Origin of the sequence: Christensenella minuta, from assembly GCF_003628755.1 — a bacterium.
In the GTDB taxonomy this organism is placed as follows: Bacteria; Bacillota; Clostridia; order Christensenellales; family Christensenellaceae; genus Christensenella; species Christensenella minuta.
Genome location: NZ_CP029256.1, coordinates 2,549,046 through 2,564,631, shown reverse-complemented (window position 1 = coordinate 2,564,631; position 15,586 = coordinate 2,549,046). Strand labels below are relative to the sequence as shown.

13 protein-coding genes are annotated in these 15,586 nt (G+C 55.4%); 10 read left to right on the top strand and 3 right to left on the bottom strand.

The annotated features are described in order from the left end of the window. Positions 1 to 197 precede the first annotated feature (197 nt). The 10 genes from hxlA to B1H56_RS12215 all read left to right on the top strand — a co-directional run bounded on the left by hxlA (position 198) and on the right by B1H56_RS12215 (position 11,584). Positions 198 to 833, top strand: a complete 636-nt coding sequence (gene hxlA / locus B1H56_RS12260; protein ID WP_066520956.1) for a 3-hexulose-6-phosphate synthase — start codon at positions 198 to 200, stop codon at positions 831 to 833. Positions 834 to 850: 17 nt separating this feature from the next. Further along, a complete protein-coding gene (locus B1H56_RS12255; RefSeq protein ID WP_066520953.1) occupies positions 851 to 1,615 on the top strand; it encodes a DeoR/GlpR family DNA-binding transcription regulator in 765 nt (254 codons plus the stop codon). Between the two features lie 136 nt (positions 1,616 to 1,751). Then, positions 1,752 to 2,930, top strand: coding sequence for an iron-containing alcohol dehydrogenase (locus B1H56_RS12250; protein ID WP_147554701.1), 1,179 nt, complete (start codon positions 1,752 to 1,754; stop codon positions 2,928 to 2,930). 141 nt (positions 2,931 to 3,071) lie between these two features. Then, on the top strand, positions 3,072 to 3,647 hold the full coding sequence (locus B1H56_RS12245; RefSeq protein WP_242862015.1) for a manganese efflux pump MntP: 576 nt from the start codon (positions 3,072 to 3,074) through the stop codon (positions 3,645 to 3,647). A 173-nt stretch (positions 3,648 to 3,820) separates the two neighbouring features. Further along, positions 3,821 to 4,531, top strand: a complete 711-nt coding sequence (locus B1H56_RS12240) for an ABC transporter ATP-binding protein (protein WP_066520952.1) — start codon at positions 3,821 to 3,823, stop codon at positions 4,529 to 4,531. Continuing rightward, on the top strand, positions 4,524 to 6,116 hold the full coding sequence (locus B1H56_RS12235) for a putative ABC transporter permease subunit (protein WP_066520950.1): 1,593 nt from the start codon (positions 4,524 to 4,526) through the stop codon (positions 6,114 to 6,116). Before B1H56_RS12240 ends, B1H56_RS12235 begins: the two co-directional genes overlap by 8 nt. 130 nt (positions 6,117 to 6,246) lie before the next feature. Then, positions 6,247 to 6,939 (top strand): aspartate/glutamate racemase family protein, encoded by a 693-nt coding sequence (locus tag B1H56_RS12230; RefSeq protein WP_066521225.1) that lies wholly within the window; start codon positions 6,247 to 6,249, stop codon positions 6,937 to 6,939. 107 nt (positions 6,940 to 7,046) lie between these two features. Beyond that, complete coding sequence (locus B1H56_RS12225) at positions 7,047 to 8,459, top strand: VanZ family protein (RefSeq protein WP_066520948.1); 1,413 nt, start codon at positions 7,047 to 7,049, stop codon at positions 8,457 to 8,459. A gap of 16 nt (positions 8,460 to 8,475) precedes the next feature. Then, the gene (gene pap, locus B1H56_RS12220) at positions 8,476 to 9,948 is read left to right on the top strand and encodes a polyphosphate:AMP phosphotransferase (RefSeq protein WP_066520946.1); all 1,473 of its coding nucleotides are present in this window, start codon (positions 8,476 to 8,478) and stop codon (positions 9,946 to 9,948) included. 229 nt (positions 9,949 to 10,177) lie between these two features. Continuing rightward, complete coding sequence (locus B1H56_RS12215; RefSeq protein WP_066520943.1) at positions 10,178 to 11,584, top strand: APC family permease; 1,407 nt, start codon at positions 10,178 to 10,180, stop codon at positions 11,582 to 11,584. A gap of 70 nt (positions 11,585 to 11,654) precedes the next feature. On the opposite strand, the gene B1H56_RS12210 is transcribed toward B1H56_RS12215, so the two are convergent. From B1H56_RS12210 to mscL, 3 genes are all read right to left on the bottom strand, one after another. Further along, positions 11,655 to 13,922, bottom strand: a complete 2,268-nt coding sequence (locus B1H56_RS12210) for an autotransporter outer membrane beta-barrel domain-containing protein (RefSeq protein ID WP_147554700.1) — start codon at positions 13,920 to 13,922, stop codon at positions 11,655 to 11,657. Positions 13,923 to 13,951: 29 nt separating this feature from the next. Next, on the bottom strand, positions 13,952 to 14,380 hold the full coding sequence (locus B1H56_RS12205) for an RrF2 family transcriptional regulator (RefSeq protein WP_066520938.1): 429 nt from the start codon (positions 14,378 to 14,380) through the stop codon (positions 13,952 to 13,954). A gap of 715 nt (positions 14,381 to 15,095) precedes the next feature. Further along, entirely contained in the window at positions 15,096 to 15,566 is a 471-nt protein-coding gene (mscL, locus tag B1H56_RS12200; RefSeq protein WP_066520936.1) for a large conductance mechanosensitive channel protein MscL, read from the bottom strand. Between the last annotated feature and the right edge of the window lie 20 nt (positions 15,567 to 15,586).

The following is a 15,586-nucleotide window of genomic DNA, read 5'->3' as shown; positions in this document are numbered from 1 at the left end:
CTCTTTCCGTTGTGCCTTTGGATACCCCCAGTATACCATAAAATACGAAAGGAATCCTTTCCTTTTTCCACAGTCAATTTCACAATCAATCGCAATTAATCCAATTTTATTCCATATTATTTCCAATTGACTCCAACATGCTTTCCGCTTATAATAACAATATGGCAGTTCAATAATCAAAAGGGCGGTAATAGGCTATGAAACTTCAGGTGGCATTCGACTGTGGCTGCAATACACGGACGATCTGCGATTGCGTGGACCGCATCTCCGGATATATGGATTTTATCGAGGTGGGCACGCCTCTGATTATTGAGAAGGGACTTTCAACCGTACGCGAGCTCCGCCCGCGTTACCCCCATCTCAAGATCCTTGCCGACCTCAAGATCATGGACGGCGGCTTTTACGAGGCAAACGCCGCCTTTGAAGCGGGCGCGGACATCGTGACTGCGCTGGCCGCCGCAGAGGACGCGACCCTTAAGGGAGCGGTCGAGGCCGCGGCAAAACACGGCGGCGAGATCATGGTGGATACGATCGCGCACCCCGACCTTCCCCGGCGCATCGGCGAATTGGACGCGATGGGCGCGGACTATATCTGCCTGCACACGGCCAAAGACACGCAGGGCAGCGGCAGGGATTTTGCCGCTTTTATGCGTGAGATGAGGGGCTTTGTGCGGCATGCGAAGCTTGCGCTCGCAGGCGGTATCAATCCCGAAAACATCGAGAGCTATACGTCCATGGCCCCGGACGTTATTATCATCGGCGAGGGTATCACCGGCGCTTCCGACCCGGCAAAGGCCGCGGGCATTGTGCGCGAAAAGATGGGCGCGCACTAAAAGGAGGGAATACTATAATGAAGAAAAACCTGCTCGCCGCGGAACGGCGCAAACAGCTGACGGAGATGGTGCGCAGCAGTGGGAGCGTACGTATCGGTGAAATCGCCGAATTTTTCGGCGTATCCTCCGAAACGATCCGCAAGGACCTGATCTACCTCAACGACCGCGGCGCGGTTAAAAAGAGCTTCGGCGGCGCGGTGGCAGTAAGCGAATACCGCGAGCGCCCGGTCTCCGGCCGGTCCATGGAAAACGCGGGCCAGAAGGCGGCGATCGCTTTGCGCGCGCTGGATTTCCTTTCGGACGGCGGCGTGGTGTTCATCGATTCGGGCAGCACGGCGCTTGAGGTTGCAAAGCTTCTGCACAGCGGCATGGACGTTGCCCTCGTGACCAATTCCCTTGCCGCTTTGAACGCGCTCACGGGCAAGGGACTCGACCTCCACTTTGTGGGCGGCGTGTTTTCCGATGTGACGATGGCGACCAGCGGCTTTTGGGCGACCAATGCGGTGAGCACCATTAAATTCGATGTGGCGCTGCTTGGGACAAGCGGCTTCCAGTCGCACAGCGGCCCCAGTGTCAAGACCTTTCCCGACGCGCAGATGAAGCAGGACGTGCTGAAAAACAGCAGGAAGAAGATCGTACTGGCGGACAGCAGCAAATTTGTGACCAATGCGGTAGTGCAATATGCCGAGTGGCGCGATATCGACGTGCTGATAACGGACGGCGGCGCGCCGCGGGAGGCGGCAGAGGCCGTGGGTGAGGCAGCGGAAGTGATCTTTGCCTGACGGTTTTTCCGCAAGGGAGCGCAGAACATTTTTCGGAGGCGGCAAAGGCCGCCTCTTTTGCCGCCGGGAATTTTTTCTGCCAAAAAGGCGGGGCTGTGCTATACTGGGAATAAATGAACCTTTGGGAGGGATCGATATGAAAAGCTTTGTTGCGGATATACCGGAAAAGATCGTGTTTGGCGCGGGCTGTGTGGATACGGTCGGGAAATATGCGAAACCGCTCGGCAGGCGGGCGGCGATTATTGCCGGGAAGGGCGTGCGGCCGGAAAAAACGGCACTGCTGGATAAAATACGGGCATTGCTCGGCGGGCAGGGCGTGGAGTCCTTCGTATATGCGGAAATCAACGAAAATCCCCTGATTCCAGTGGTGGACGCGGGCGTGGAATTTGCGCGCGAAAACAGCTGCGACCTGGTGATCGGCGTGGGCGGGGGCAGTTCCCTCGATTCGGCGAAGATCATCGCCATGGTGTGCGCTTCAGGCGGCAGCGTGCGCGATTACGTGCTGGATGGAAAATATGCCCGGAAAAAGGCGGACGAAATCAAAACGCTGCCCATGATCGCCATTACGACCACGGCGGGCACGGGCAGCGAAGCCACACCGTGGGCGGTGGTGACCGATCCGGAAACGGGCAAAAAGCCGGGCTTCGGCTGGTCGCCTGTGATGTACCCCACCGTTGCCATCGTGGACCCGGAGCTTACCCTCTCTATGCCGAAAAACGTTACCGCCAATACGGGTATCGACGTATTTTTCCATGCCTATGAGGCGTACGTTTCCACCATTGCGAACGATTTCACGGATATCTTTGCCGTGCGTTCGATGGAGCTCGTTGCGGAGAATTTGAAAAAGTGCCTCGACGACCCGCAGGATATCGAGGCGCGCAGCGCGATGTCCTTCGCGAATACGATCGCCGGGCCGGCCATCAGTATTTCGGGCACGCACATCATTCACGGTATGGGCCACAGCATCAGCGGGCATTATAATACTCCGCACGGCCTCGCCCTTTGTTCCATCGCGGCGGCGGTGACGGATTATACATGGAAGAGCAACCCCAAAAAATTCGCCAGGGCCGCCGTTATTATGGGAGCCGATCCTTTGCTGGACGAGGTGGCCCTTGCCAGCGGCTGCGCAAAAACCATGAAACGGTTCCTCGCGCAGTTCGGACAGGACGTTTCGCTTTCCTCCTTCGGCGTAACGGAGGAGATGCTCCCCGTGATGGCGGCGGATGCGTTTGAGGCAATGGGCGGCAATATGGGCGTATGCCCCGTGCCCGTCACACCGGAGGACGCCGTCGCCCTTTATCGGGCGTCGATGTAAGAGGCACGCGCGCGGCGGGAATTTCTCCCGCCGCATTTTTATGTGGTTCCGCCCGCAGCTATGGAAACGGCGCGTATGTATTGTAAAAGCGGGGCTTTCATATTATAATGAAGTCCATTCAATTTTTAGGAGAACGTAGCATTGGACATTTTATCCTTTATCCTGCTTGGCGTGAGTCTTTCGATGGACGCACTCGCCGTTTCCGTGTCCACGGGTATTTGCGTGCCCGACCTCAAAAAGCGCGAAGCGGTGAAGATCGGCCTTTATTTCGGTGGATTCCAGGCGCTGATGCCCACCCTCGGCTGGCTGCTCGGCACCTCGGTCATCGACTATATCAGCGCGTTTGACCACTGGATTGCGTTCGGGCTTTTGGCCGTCATCGGCATCAAGATGGTGGGGGACGCTGTGCGCGGCAAGGAAGAAAAAAATGCGTGCGGACGGCGGGACGATATGCTTACCCACAAAGCATTGTTTTTTATGGCGGTCGCCACAAGCATAGATGCGCTTGCCGTAGGCGTAAGCCTTGCCATGGTGAAGGCCAGCATTGCCGTGGGCGCGGCGGTCATCGGCGTTACCACCTTCCTTCTGAGCTTTGTGGGCGCGGTGGCGGGAAAACGCCTGGGCAGCGCATTTGAAAAAAAGGCCATGATTATTGGCGGGCTGGTCCTCGTGGCTATCGGGGCAAAAATTCTGGTCGAGCATTTGCTGGGAGCATAGCCCGCGGCCCTTCGGCAGGGCCGTTTTTGCTGCCGGGAGGCCGGATAATTATTAAAAATTAATTAAATCAGCTGAGACTTATTGACGGTCATATGACCATGTGTTATGATGTGACCATAACCGGGAGGCGGAAAGAGGGCGCGCCCGGGGAATTTTGTCGGAGGAAAACAAACATGCTCAAAATCAAACATTTCACCAAAAGCTACAAAGGCGGTACAAAGGCGGTCGACGACCTGTCGCTTACCGTGGAAGACGGGGACATCTACGGCTTCATCGGGCATAACGGCGCGGGCAAGACCACGACGATCAAGGCCGTGGTAGGCATTATGGATTTTGACAGCGGCGAAATCGAGATAGACGGCATGTCCATCAGAGAGAAGCCCATTGAATGCAAGCGGATCACCGCGTATATCCCGGATAATCCGGACCTATACGACAGCATGACGGGCATCCAGTACCTCAATTTCATCGGCGACATTTTCGTCATCCCGAAGGCGGAGCGCGAGGCTTCCATCAAGCAGTATGCGGACCTCTTCGAGATCACCGCGAACCTCGGCGACCTCATCTCTTCGTATTCGCACGGTATGAAGCAGAAGCTGGCCCTGATCTCCGCGCTGATCCATAAGCCGAAGCTGCTTGTTTTGGACGAGCCGTTCGTGGGTCTTGACCCGAAAGCGGCGCACATCGTCAAGCAGCTGATGCACGAGATGTGCGCGAACGGAAGCGCGATTTTCTTTTCCACACATGTACTGGAGGTTGCGGAAAAGCTGTGCAACAAAATTGCCATCATCAAAAACGGCAAGCTGCTGCGCGCAGGGAGCCTCGAGGACGTTAAGGGCGACGAGAGTCTGGAAGACGTATTTTTGGAGTTGATCGATGAATAACCTTGGTTTATTACTGAAAACATATATGCGCACCTCGTTTGGCTTCAACAAGGCCAGGTATACGCATGAAAAGCATTCGAAGTCGACGGGTATGACGGTGCTCCTCACGGTATGCTATATCATCATTATTTTTGCCGTATTCGGCATGAGCATGGGGATGATGGACAGCCTGAAATCCCTGCACGCCGAATATATTGTGCTGAATATCATGATGATGGCCGCATCCGTCATGGTTTTGTTCACCACGATCTATAAGGTGAACGGCACGCTGTTCGGCTTCCGCGATTATGATTTGCAGATGGCGCTTCCCATTAAAACGAGCACGCTGATTGCAAGCCGCGTTTTGATCCTGTACTTTTTGAACATCCTGTTTGTCCTCGGCGTAATGGCGCCTGCCGGGGTGGCCTACGCGATCGTCGCGCAGCCCGCGGCGGCGTTCTACCCCATTTTTATCGTGACGCTGTTTGCCATCCCCATGCTGCCGCTTATCATCGCGACGGTGATTGGTACGCTGATTGCCATGGCCGCTTCCCGCTTCAAGCGCAAAAACGGCATGAACGTGATCCTGACGGTGGCGGCGTTTATGGCGTTCATGGTCGTCTGGCTCGGGTTCTGGACCAATTCCGGCGACATCATGGTGAATTTTGCGGACGTGGGCGGAATGGTCAACAATGTCCTTACGGGCGTCTATCCTATGACCGCGCTTTACGGCAACGCGGTGGGCGGCTTCGACGTCCTTGCCCTCGTACTGTTCCTCGCGATCTCCTTTGGGGCGTTCGCGGTATTTACGGCGGTGGTCTCAAAGCTGTTCAAACGGCTCAACACCTCCATCACCACAACCCGCGCGGCGGCAAACTACAAGATGACGGAGCTTAAGGAGGCAACGCCGAAAAAGGCGCTTTACCGCCGGGAAATGAAACGGTATTTTTCCTCTTCCCAGTATGTGTTGAATACGGCGGTCGGTCCGCTGCTGCTTGTCGTTGCCGCCATTATCCTCCTCGTTTCGGGGGTAGACGGCTTTGGGGTCTATTCCGATATCCCGCAGTTTGGGCAGCTGCTTTCGGCGGCCGCGCCCATGGGGATCGCATTCTTTATCGCCATCGGCTGCACCACGGCGGCGTCCGTTTCCCTCGAAGGGAAAAACCTCTGGATCGTGCGTTCGCTTCCCGTGGATACGCGCCTTGTGCTGAAAGCAAAGCTCAACGTGGCGATGACGCTTTATATCCCTACGGTCCTTATCTGCGGGACGCTGTTCAATATCGCGCTTAAGCCCGATCCGCTGTTCATCGTACTGATGTATGCGGTCCCGCTTGCGTACAGCTACTTCACTGCCCTTTTCGGGCTGAAGGCGAACCTGAACAGCCCGAATTTTGATTGGACGAACGAGGTGACGGTGATTAAGCAAAGCAAGCCCACACTCGTCACTATGCTGGTGGGGATGCTCCTCACCATCGTTCCGGCGGTCCTCGCGCTGTTCTTCGGCCACGCGGTGATGCTTGCGGCGCTTGCGCTTGCTGTCGTTTTGGACGTCGTGCTGTACCGCAACCTTATGACCAAGGGAGCAGCACAGTTCGAGAGCTTTTAAGCAAGCCGGCCGGAAGGACATGCGGCTGTTTGAAGCGCAAAAAACCGGGGCTGCTCCCCGGTTTTTTGCGTTGACGGGGCAGCGTGCAGGCGGTACACTGGAATCAGGACAAACGCATCGGAGGAACCTTATGAGAAAAGCAGGCATCATTGGCGGGATGGGGCCCGCGTCCACGCTCGATTATTACAGCGGGATCATAGACGGATACCGCGCCGCGAAAAACGATGGCAGCTATCCTTCCCTTACGCTCGAAAGCGTGAACATGGCGGAAATGCTTGCGTTTGTGAAGCTGGAAAGCTGGAGTCCACTTGTTTCCATGCTGCTTGCCGCCGTGCGCAACTTAAAAAATGCGGGCGCGGAATTTGCAGCTATTGCGGCGAATACGCCGCACATCGTGTTCCGTGAGCTGGAGGAAAAGTCTCCCCTGCCCCTCGTGAGCATTGTGGAAGCCACCTGCCGCTTTGCCGCCGACGCGGGCTGCGCGCGGGTCATCATATTGGGTACAAAATTCACCATGACCAGCGGGCTTTACACGGAAATCTTCCCGCGGTACGGGATCGAGGCGCTGATCCCCGACTGGGAGGGCCGGGAATTTGTGCACAGCATGATCTTCCCGCGGCTGGCGGACGGTATCGTGGACCCGGAAGATAAGGAAGACATGATTGAATTTGCGGAGGAATTAATCCGCAATTCACACGCCGACGCGGTTGTGCTGGGATGTACGGAGCTTCCGCTGATGCTCCGCCCGGGCGATCTTTCGGTGCCTGCGCTCGATACGGCGCAGATCCACATTGCGGCCATCGTCCGCGAAATGCTGAAATAACGCCGGAGCAGGTATCTCGCTATTTCCTGTTTCACCCGGTTCTTATGATACAAAAAATTTACAAGAGTATGCGATCCTGTTTCCATCAAACCGGTATGAGGTGAATCATGTATTTTGGAGATATGGGAAGCAATATCCATACGATGTTTTGGACCGGACTTTTCGGCCTGCTGGCAGCCGCGCCCGTTTATGCCGTGATATGGCTTTTTACGCGCAGGCGTTTCCCTGCCGGCGCGGGCATACATGTGCTGCGGTACCTTTTTTTGACCTACCTTATTTGCGTGGGTATGATGACGCTTGTGCCAAGCGGCTTTGACGCGGCGGGCGGCGCGAACCTCGTTCCCTTTTCGAGTATTGCCGACGCCCTCCTCAGCACGTCGGAGGTGGCCCTACAGCTCCTTTTCCTCAATATCCTGATGTTCGTGCCTATGGGCGTATTCCTGCCGTGGGTATTTCCCAAATTAGACAGGCTGTATAAGGCTGTGCTCATTTTCCTCGGCGCTACGCTGCTGATCGAACTGTTGCAGGCGGTACTGCCGGGCGGACGGGCCTTCGATATCGACGATATCCTGCTGAACGCCTTCGGCGGCGCGATCGGCTATTCCCTTTTCGCACTCGTTTCCATGCTTGCGGGAAAAAAGGAAGCCCTCCTGCGTGAAAAGATCGCCTGCGCCGCGGTGCTTGCCCTCTTGCCCGCCGTCGCGCTCGGCTTTACGGCGGCGGAAAACGGGCGTGAATTCAAATATGGGTTTTCTTACACCCTCATGGTGCCGGAAGAGGCTCAATTCACGGGACAGGAAGAAGTTCCCAGGACGGCGATGACCTACGTGCGCGCCGTATCGCAGGAAGGCATAATGGCCGGGCTGGCCGAAAAGCTGTCTATCGCGGGACAGCCCCGGGAGGACGGCGGGCATCTGATCCTCGAGGCTGAGGGCGGAGAATCCCTGACTGTTTTTCCGGACGGGGGCTGGATGCTTCACCTGCGCGACCCGGACGGCTTCCCGCCCGACGAGCCGGACGAAGCGCTCGCCGCCGACGCCGCGAAATTCCTGCAGGAGCACGGGTTCTGGCAGGAGGCCTTCGGCCCTGCGGACATAAACGATACGTTCGGCGTGGATTTTGACGGTACGGAGCGCGTGAATGGAAAGCAGGCCGTCTTCCGCGCACCGGAAAACGATCCCGCGTTATGGGGCGGGATCGATATACTGTTCGATGACGACGGAATTTATGAGGTCTATTCCGGCCTGTACCAATACGCGCCCTACCGCGAAGCGGAGCTGATGCCGCCGGGAGAGGCGCTCGCGGAAATCATGAAAACACACCGCTGTTATGTGGCCGTTGAATTTGGTACGGTTACCTCCCACCCGCAAAAGGCTGTTTTGGACCGGGCCGAACTGGTTTACGACTGGGGCATGTCCGCCGCCGGACAAAACCTGCCCGTATGGAAGCTCTCGGGAACATTTTACGATCACGGCAGGCAGGCGCAGGGATATATTATGGCCCCTGCCATCCGGGGATAGGAAAAAGGAGACCGCTATGTTAAAGGAACTGGATTTACGTGCGAATATGCCAAAGGACGAATATGCGCCGCTGGCGGAGGCGTTAAAGCCCCGGCTGGCATGGCTCCAGCAGGAGGCCATCCGCGAGAATATCCCCGTAATCATCCTTTTTGAAGGGCTTTCCGCCGCAGGCAAGGGTGCGGTTACGAATTCCCTGATCCTCAACTTCGACGCACGGGGCTTTACCGTATACAATACGCGTCCCCCGGAGCCTTCCGAGCTGCGCCTTCCGTGGCTCGCGCGTTTTGTGGAGAAGATCCCTTCCCGGGGCCGTATGGCAATCTTTGACCGCGCATGGTACAGCGCCCTGTCTATGGGGCTGGATTCGGAAAAAGAACTGAAGAAGCGCCTCCGGGAGGTAAACATATTCGAGCGCCAGCTGGCGGACGACGGCTACCTGGTCCTTAAGTATTTCCTGTATATCGATAAAAAAGAACAGAAAAAACGCCTCGAGGCTTTGGCGCGGGAAAAGAGCACGGCATGGCGGGTGACCGAAAATGATTTTAAAAACCTGAAACGCCACGGCGAGATCACGGATTTCTACGACTCGCTGATCTGCGCGACGGATACGCCGCACGCTCCGTGGCGCACGGTTGCCGCTACGGACAAGCGGTATGTGCGGGCCGCGGTTTTTTCCTCCATTGTGGAAAACCTCGAAAAAGCGCTCGCCAAGAAGCGGAAGGAAATATCGGATGGGGCCTTTACGCCAAGAATCGACCCGCGCTTCAGGCTGCTTCCCCACAAAACCATCGGGGAGCTTGACCTGAAAAAAAGCGTGGGAGAAGAGGAATACCGCGAGCGCCTCAAGGAATACCAGGACAAGCTTTTTAAGCTGCAAAACAAACTGTATCTCAAAAAAATTCCCGTGGTTGTGGCCTATGAGGGCAACGACGCGGCGGGCAAAGGCGGCAACATAAAGCGCGTGGCCGAGGCCCTTGACGCACGCGGGTATGCGGTCACGCCCATTGCCGCTCCCTTGCCGGACGAACTGCACCGCCAATACCTATGGCGGTTTTGGCGTGCGCTGCCCCGCACCGGGCACTTTGCGATCTTTGACCGCACATGGTATGGGCGTGTGCTGGTGGAGCGCGTGGAGGGGCTGACGCCTGCGGCAAGGGTGAGCCAGGCATACAACGAGATCAACGAATTTGAATCCATGCTGGCAAGGTGGGGCGCGGTTATTTTCAAATTCTGGCTGGCCATCGACAAGGACGAACAGCTGCGGCGGTTCGAGGACAGGCAGAACACGCCCGAAAAACGGTGGAAAATCACGGAGGAGGATTGGCGCAACCGCGACAAATGGGAAGCGTATACGCAGGCGGCGGATGATATGTTCCGCTATACGAACACGGATTTCGCGCCGTGGGTGGCGGTAGAATCAAACTGCAAACGGTACGCGCGCCTGAAGACGCTTGAAACGATGATTGAGACTTTACAAAACCGGTTATAAATAGGCATCGCCGGAAGGCGTATGCGCAGGTACGGAACGGGCCGCGGTGCGGCCCGTTTTTAGTGAAGGGATGAAATATTTTTCCGCCGGACGGAACGAATTTCCACATGATGGAACGCGGCATCCTTTTATTTGAAACGTATTTACTGCTATTTTAGGAACATGGTATCATGGAGGCACTTTACCAGAAGCACCATTTCCACGTCACACTCTGGCCCGGGAGAAAACTATGGCAAAAAGAAAACTCCGTTTGTTCGACGCGATCCTTGCCGCGGTATGCGTGGTGCTTACGATCGACGCGGTTGCGCCCGCGGCGGCAATCGGGAATTCCCAGTATTTTTGGTGGATCCTGCTGCTTCTCGGTTTCTTTGTGCCTTACGGACTTGTGAACGCCGAACTCGGCACGACCTATGAAGACCAGGGCGGCCTGTGCGACTGGGTGAAGCGTGCCTTTGGCATCCGTACCGGATCGCGTGCCGCGTTTTATTACTGGATCAATTTTCCCATTTGGATCACTTCCACCCTCGTGATGTTCACGCAGGTGTTTACGGCGACGACGGGAATCGCCGTTCCGCCGCTTGCGGGGCTGGCCGTCCAGCTTGGCATCGTCTGGCTGGTAGTTTTGCTCTCCAATTACCACATCAGCGAAAGCAAGTGGCTGGTGAATATCGGCGCCCTTTTAAAGGCCGGGCTGATCCTTGTCCTCGGGGGACTCGGCGTTTATGCCGCCGTGACGCGCGGGGTCGCGAATCCTGCGGATTCCTTTGCGGATTTCCTGCCCAGTGCGGCGGGGCTTCCTTTCATCTCCATCATCATCTTCAATTTCATCGGCTTTGAAGTCGTGACTACTTACGCGGGCGACATGCAGGATCCCAAAAAGGAGCTGCCCCGCGCCATCATCTGGGGCGGTCTTTTGATTACCGCCTTTTACCTGTTTGCCACCTTCGGCATCGGCGCAGCCATTCCCACGGACGAGCTTTCCAAGGCGAGCGGGTTTATTGACAGCCTGCGCATCCTTGCCGGAGCTTCGGGCGGGCCGCTGATCCTCATATGCGGCTTCCTGTTCCTGTTTACGCTCATCACCAACATGCTCACGTGGTCGCTTGGGGTGAACTATGTGACCCAGCATGCCGCGCAGTACGGCACGCTGCCGCGCTTCCTCGCCTCTAAAAGCAAAAAGGAAGGCATGCCCCTTGGCGCGAATATCACCAATGGAACCGTGATTTCCGTGCTTCTGGCGGCTGCTGCCATACTGGAGGCAACGGGCGGCGGCACGGATGTGTTCTGGATGTTTTTTGCGCTCAATGTAGACCTTTTGCTCGCGTGCTACCTGTTCCTGTTTCCCTCCTTTTGGCAGCTGCGCAGGGTGGATCCGGACCGGGAGCGTCCTTACCGCGTGAAGGGTGGGAAGGCGCGGATTTTTCTCGTCGCCGCGGTCCCGTTTGCGCTGCTGTGTATGACCTTGTTTTTCACCTTTTTCGAAGAAGCGCCGGATGGAACGGACATGGTGAACATGCCCCTGGTGATTGGCGTCGCCTGTGCGGTGGCCGTAGGAGAAATCGTCGCGGCACACAGCGTAAAGAAGCACAGGGCCGCGCTTGCGGCGCAAAAGAGCGCCGGGAAAACGGAGTCCTGAGCCTGCGCCACAGGATTATAATAAAACGGCGGCTATGAAAGTCATAGCCGCCGTTTTGCGGTCTGTCCGCTTATTTTGCCTGATGCTGCTTTTTGTTCCGCACCACCAGCGTTACGGCCGCCGCTGCCGCCGCTGCCGCCGCTGCCGTCACCAGCAGGATGTACGGCGTCATATCCGCCGTATCTCCCGTCTTCGGCGTGCCGCCGTCCGCAGCCGTGCCGCCCGTTCCACTCATCCTTCCCTTTTCGGCCAGCGCATATTTGCTGAAGTGCTCCGTCTGGATATATGCCATTCCTTCATTTTCCGCCACGCCGTATTCCTCCGCCGTATGATCATCGCCTATATGGTGCACCGTCAGCGCCGTCTTATCGTATCCGTCAGGAACCGGGATACCGATTATCACCGGGCCTGCCGGCTGGATCGCTTCACCCTGCGCGTTCACCAGCGTGATGTCGTACAGCACGAATTTGCCCGCCTTATCCTTCAGCAGTTCCTTCGCGGCCGCGTAATCCTGTTCTGCTTCCGTGACCGGCTTTGCGACCAGGTACGTGCCTTCCGGCACCGCCCTGGTATCCGCGTGCAGCGTTATGCCTGTCGACGCGTCTTTGTAATAAACATCCCGCGCGCCCGGTTCGCCCGTTGCCGGAATCACCGTATCGGCAAGGCTGATCTCCTGCGTCAGCGCTTCGCCGCTGAAATATTTTCCGCAATCCGCGCAATACCAATATTCAATGTTTCCATTTTCCGTTGCCGTCGCCTCTTTCGCATCTATCTTAACGGCATGATGCGTGTGCGTGACCAGCGGATCTTGGGTAACTTCCGCATTGTTTACCTTTACTGTGCCGTTGCCGGAATTTATTACAGTCACGCCGTCTGCCGCGATCGATAAATCGATATCCCCCTGCAGTACTTCAATTTGAGAACCCGTTGGCGCCAAGCTGACCTTATCGGCGATTTTATCACTCGTTCCGACTACAAAGACGCCGTCTTTCCCAGCTTCCGTGTAACTAGCCGCAGCGCTTCCCCCATCTACATAATCCATTGGGGACACCGTATAAGTCCCGCCAAATATAGTTGCGGTTCCCGGCTGTTCCGAGGTGTATTCCTCCACGATTGCGGGCGCGTCAAAATCCCCGCCGTATACCTTGTTGTCAGAACCGCTGAATGTATAAAACACTGCCCCGCCGCTTTCCACCGTCACCGTACTGTCTTCCGGTATGGTGGCATAGCGCGTCTGAAAAGCCTGGGCGCCGGCAGTAATCGCTCCGCCCGTTACCGTGACAGGGGTAACCGCCGCATAGACGCCTACCGTTGCGGATTCTATGTTCCCTCCTGAAATCTCGATGGAGGCAGCGCTGCTATTTGCATAGATCGCCGCTTTGGAAGAATAAGTCGTGCTGGTCTTCACCGAGCCGCCCTCCATTGAGAAAGAACCGCCGTTTACATAAACCGCATTGGCGCCTTGCGCAACGTTTTCCACCGTACCGCCTGAAATAATTGTTGTACTATTGCCGTTCAGAAACAGAGCCGTTCCACCGGAAGTAACGTTTTCCAACGTGCCGCCTTTTAGTGTAAAGGCTCCTCCGTTAACCTGAACCAGTGTTTTCATGCTGTCGGAAACTCCTGCGTTCGTGATTTTTCCGCCGCCTGCACTGTCTTCAATGGTAAGCCCGCCCGTCACCTGTACAAAAAACGCCCGGCCGCCTGCCGCCGTTACCGTATGCCCGTTCAAGTCCAGCACCAGTGTGTCAGATGGCGTCCCCGGGCGCGAACCCGCCCATTTGCCGACCGTCACATCTCCGGACAGGGTAACACTGTTCATCAATTTATATTTTCCGCTGGAAGGCAGGGAATCGGTGGAAGTCCATTCCGTATATCCGCTTTCATCCACCTGCACCGGTACCACCGCCATCATGGGCGCGGGCGCAAATGCCTGTGCCAGCGCGCCGAGTTTTGCCGTATCCAGCGCCTGTGCGCCGTCTGCCAGCGCGTCGATCTCCGCATAGATCGCGTCCATCTCTGCCTTCAGCGCTTCAAGCGAAGCATCGTCCATGCCGACCGTTTCTTCCGGAGCCGGCAGTGCGTCGATCCTCGCCTGTAATTGTTCCGCCTCTGTTGATTCTTCATCGGCCGGGCCGTCTTCCGTGCCCGCGGGCGCAAGGACGCATTCTCCCTCATGTCCTGATTCCAGCGTGCAGCCCTTAAGGCACATGCCTCCTTCCGTACCCGCCGTTCCTGTTTCCTGTGCAAAAGCGACGCCGCCGCTTACAACTGTCAGCGCCACCGCAACACACAGTATCACGGAGATCATCCTTTTGCAGCTTCTGCGCGTTTTCATGTCATACTCCCTTCTCTCTGCCGTTTTCATTATTTTGCCATTGCCAATTTTTCCTGTATGAGTTTTTCGATATTGCTTTCCTTCCCGTAAACGTCCCGGATGGTAAAATGCCTGAGGTCTTCCGCCTCCTTTTCATGAATATGCTTCATGAACCGATTGAAAGGATCGTTCTCCAATCCTTCCCGTTCTTTCTCTTTCTCCGCGGAACGGCTGTATTCAAACAAATCGAGTATATCGTACAGGCTGACGTCTTCCGGCTTCGTTTTCAACCGGTAGCCGCCCTTGCAGCCCTGTTCCGAGACCAGGATTCCCGCATGCTTCATTTCGTTCATTACTTTCAGGCAATACTGATAGGAAATTCCCACATTTTCCACGATTTCTCCCGCAGTTGTCAGCGAATTTCCATTTTGCGTGATGTATCCAAGTATTTTCGCCGCATAGATTGTAGTGATTTTCATTTTCTCGCCCCTCGTTTTTTAATTCGCATTGTCTTTTAGTTCATGCTTTTAAAATATTTATTTTAAAATTTTAATATACGCATCGTCTTCTTTATTGTTGACTATTCTTTTTTTATGCACTATAATTCAATCGTATTTTATCGCACTGTCAGTAATAATACCATTTTTTCCCGGTACTATTTTCGACGCAGCGTCTTCAATTCATTTTCGGGCCCATCCATCATGCAATCAATTTCCAGAATTCCTTTAAGCCTGCGGGGGGCCGTCCGCCTTGTTGCGATAATACGCATTAAGATATCAAACGACAGCCATTCAAAATTATACTTTTCGAGAATAATATATCATCCGGACTTGTTATTGTCAATTATCCGTGGAAGAAACCGGCAGGATAATACAATTAAATTTTTGTCCTGGCGTTTAAATTGAAAGCAGGTGCCTAAAAACACATAAAATCCCACGCCGCAAGCGTGGGATTTATTTTTTTAATGCGTATTATCGCAACAAGGCGGATAGGATTTCCTATCTGTTTTTCTTTCGGTAACGGTTTCCCTATCATAGCACGTTTGTCTCTTCCCCGCAACCTTGCCCCTTTTTTTCATGCTGCAGCGCAATGACCGGATAGGTCCGTTCCCTTCCGGGGCGCGCAAATTGCCGGAACTAAAAAATGCCGGAATGATTCCCGGCATTTTTATTCCTATTATATATCAGGAAGGAATTATTTCGCTTCGGCCCTGGCCGCCGCTTCGTCGGCACACGCGTCGTCCGGCAGGATCGACGTACAGTGGGGGCAGCGCGTCGCGTCGTCCGCGATCTCCGTCCTGCAGTACGGGCACAGGCGGGGCGCCTTCTCCGGTTCTTCCGGTTCCGGCTTTTTCAGGTGGATGCTGTTGATCCCCTTGACGACCAGGAAGATCACGAGGGCGATCAGCAGGAAATTGATGACCGCGCCGATGAACGAGCCCAGCATAAGGGCGGAATCCCCGGTGAGCTTGATATTGAACATTGAAAAATCAAGCCCTCCCGTCAAAAGACCGATCAGCGGCATTACGATATCGTTCACCAGCGAATTGACGATTGCCGTGAACGCAGTACCGATGATTACGCCGACCGCAAGGTCAATCACGCTTCCGCGGGAGATGAACTCCTTAAATTCCTGTATGAGTCCTTTTTTCTTTTTTTCAGCCATGTTCTTTCTCCTTTTTTATC

Bases quoted from the DNA above. Each gene is read 5' to 3' on its own strand.
- pap (WP_066520946.1), top strand. From the start codon at position 8,476: ATGTTAAAGGAACTGGATTTACGTGCGAATATGCCAAAGGACGAATAT.
- B1H56_RS12235 (WP_066520950.1), top strand. From the start codon at position 4,524: ATGAATAACCTTGGTTTATTACTGAAAACATATATGCGCACCTCGTTT.
- B1H56_RS12225 (WP_066520948.1), top strand. From the start codon at position 7,047: ATGTATTTTGGAGATATGGGAAGCAATATCCATACGATGTTTTGGACC.
- B1H56_RS12205 (WP_066520938.1), bottom strand. From the start codon at position 14,380: ATGAAAATCACTACAATCTATGCGGCGAAAATACTTGGATACATCACG.
- B1H56_RS12255 (WP_066520953.1), top strand. From the start codon at position 851: ATGAAGAAAAACCTGCTCGCCGCGGAACGGCGCAAACAGCTGACGGAG.
- B1H56_RS12240 (WP_066520952.1), top strand. From the start codon at position 3,821: ATGCTCAAAATCAAACATTTCACCAAAAGCTACAAAGGCGGTACAAAG.
- hxlA (WP_066520956.1), top strand. From the start codon at position 198: ATGAAACTTCAGGTGGCATTCGACTGTGGCTGCAATACACGGACGATC.
- B1H56_RS12210 (WP_147554700.1), bottom strand. From the start codon at position 13,922: ATGAAAACGCGCAGAAGCTGCAAAAGGATGATCTCCGTGATACTGTGT.
- B1H56_RS12230 (WP_066521225.1), top strand. From the start codon at position 6,247: ATGAGAAAAGCAGGCATCATTGGCGGGATGGGGCCCGCGTCCACGCTC.
- B1H56_RS12250 (WP_147554701.1), top strand. From the start codon at position 1,752: ATGAAAAGCTTTGTTGCGGATATACCGGAAAAGATCGTGTTTGGCGCG.
- B1H56_RS12215 (WP_066520943.1), top strand. From the start codon at position 10,178: ATGGCAAAAAGAAAACTCCGTTTGTTCGACGCGATCCTTGCCGCGGTA.
- mscL (WP_066520936.1), bottom strand. From the start codon at position 15,566: ATGGCTGAAAAAAAGAAAAAAGGACTCATACAGGAATTTAAGGAGTTC.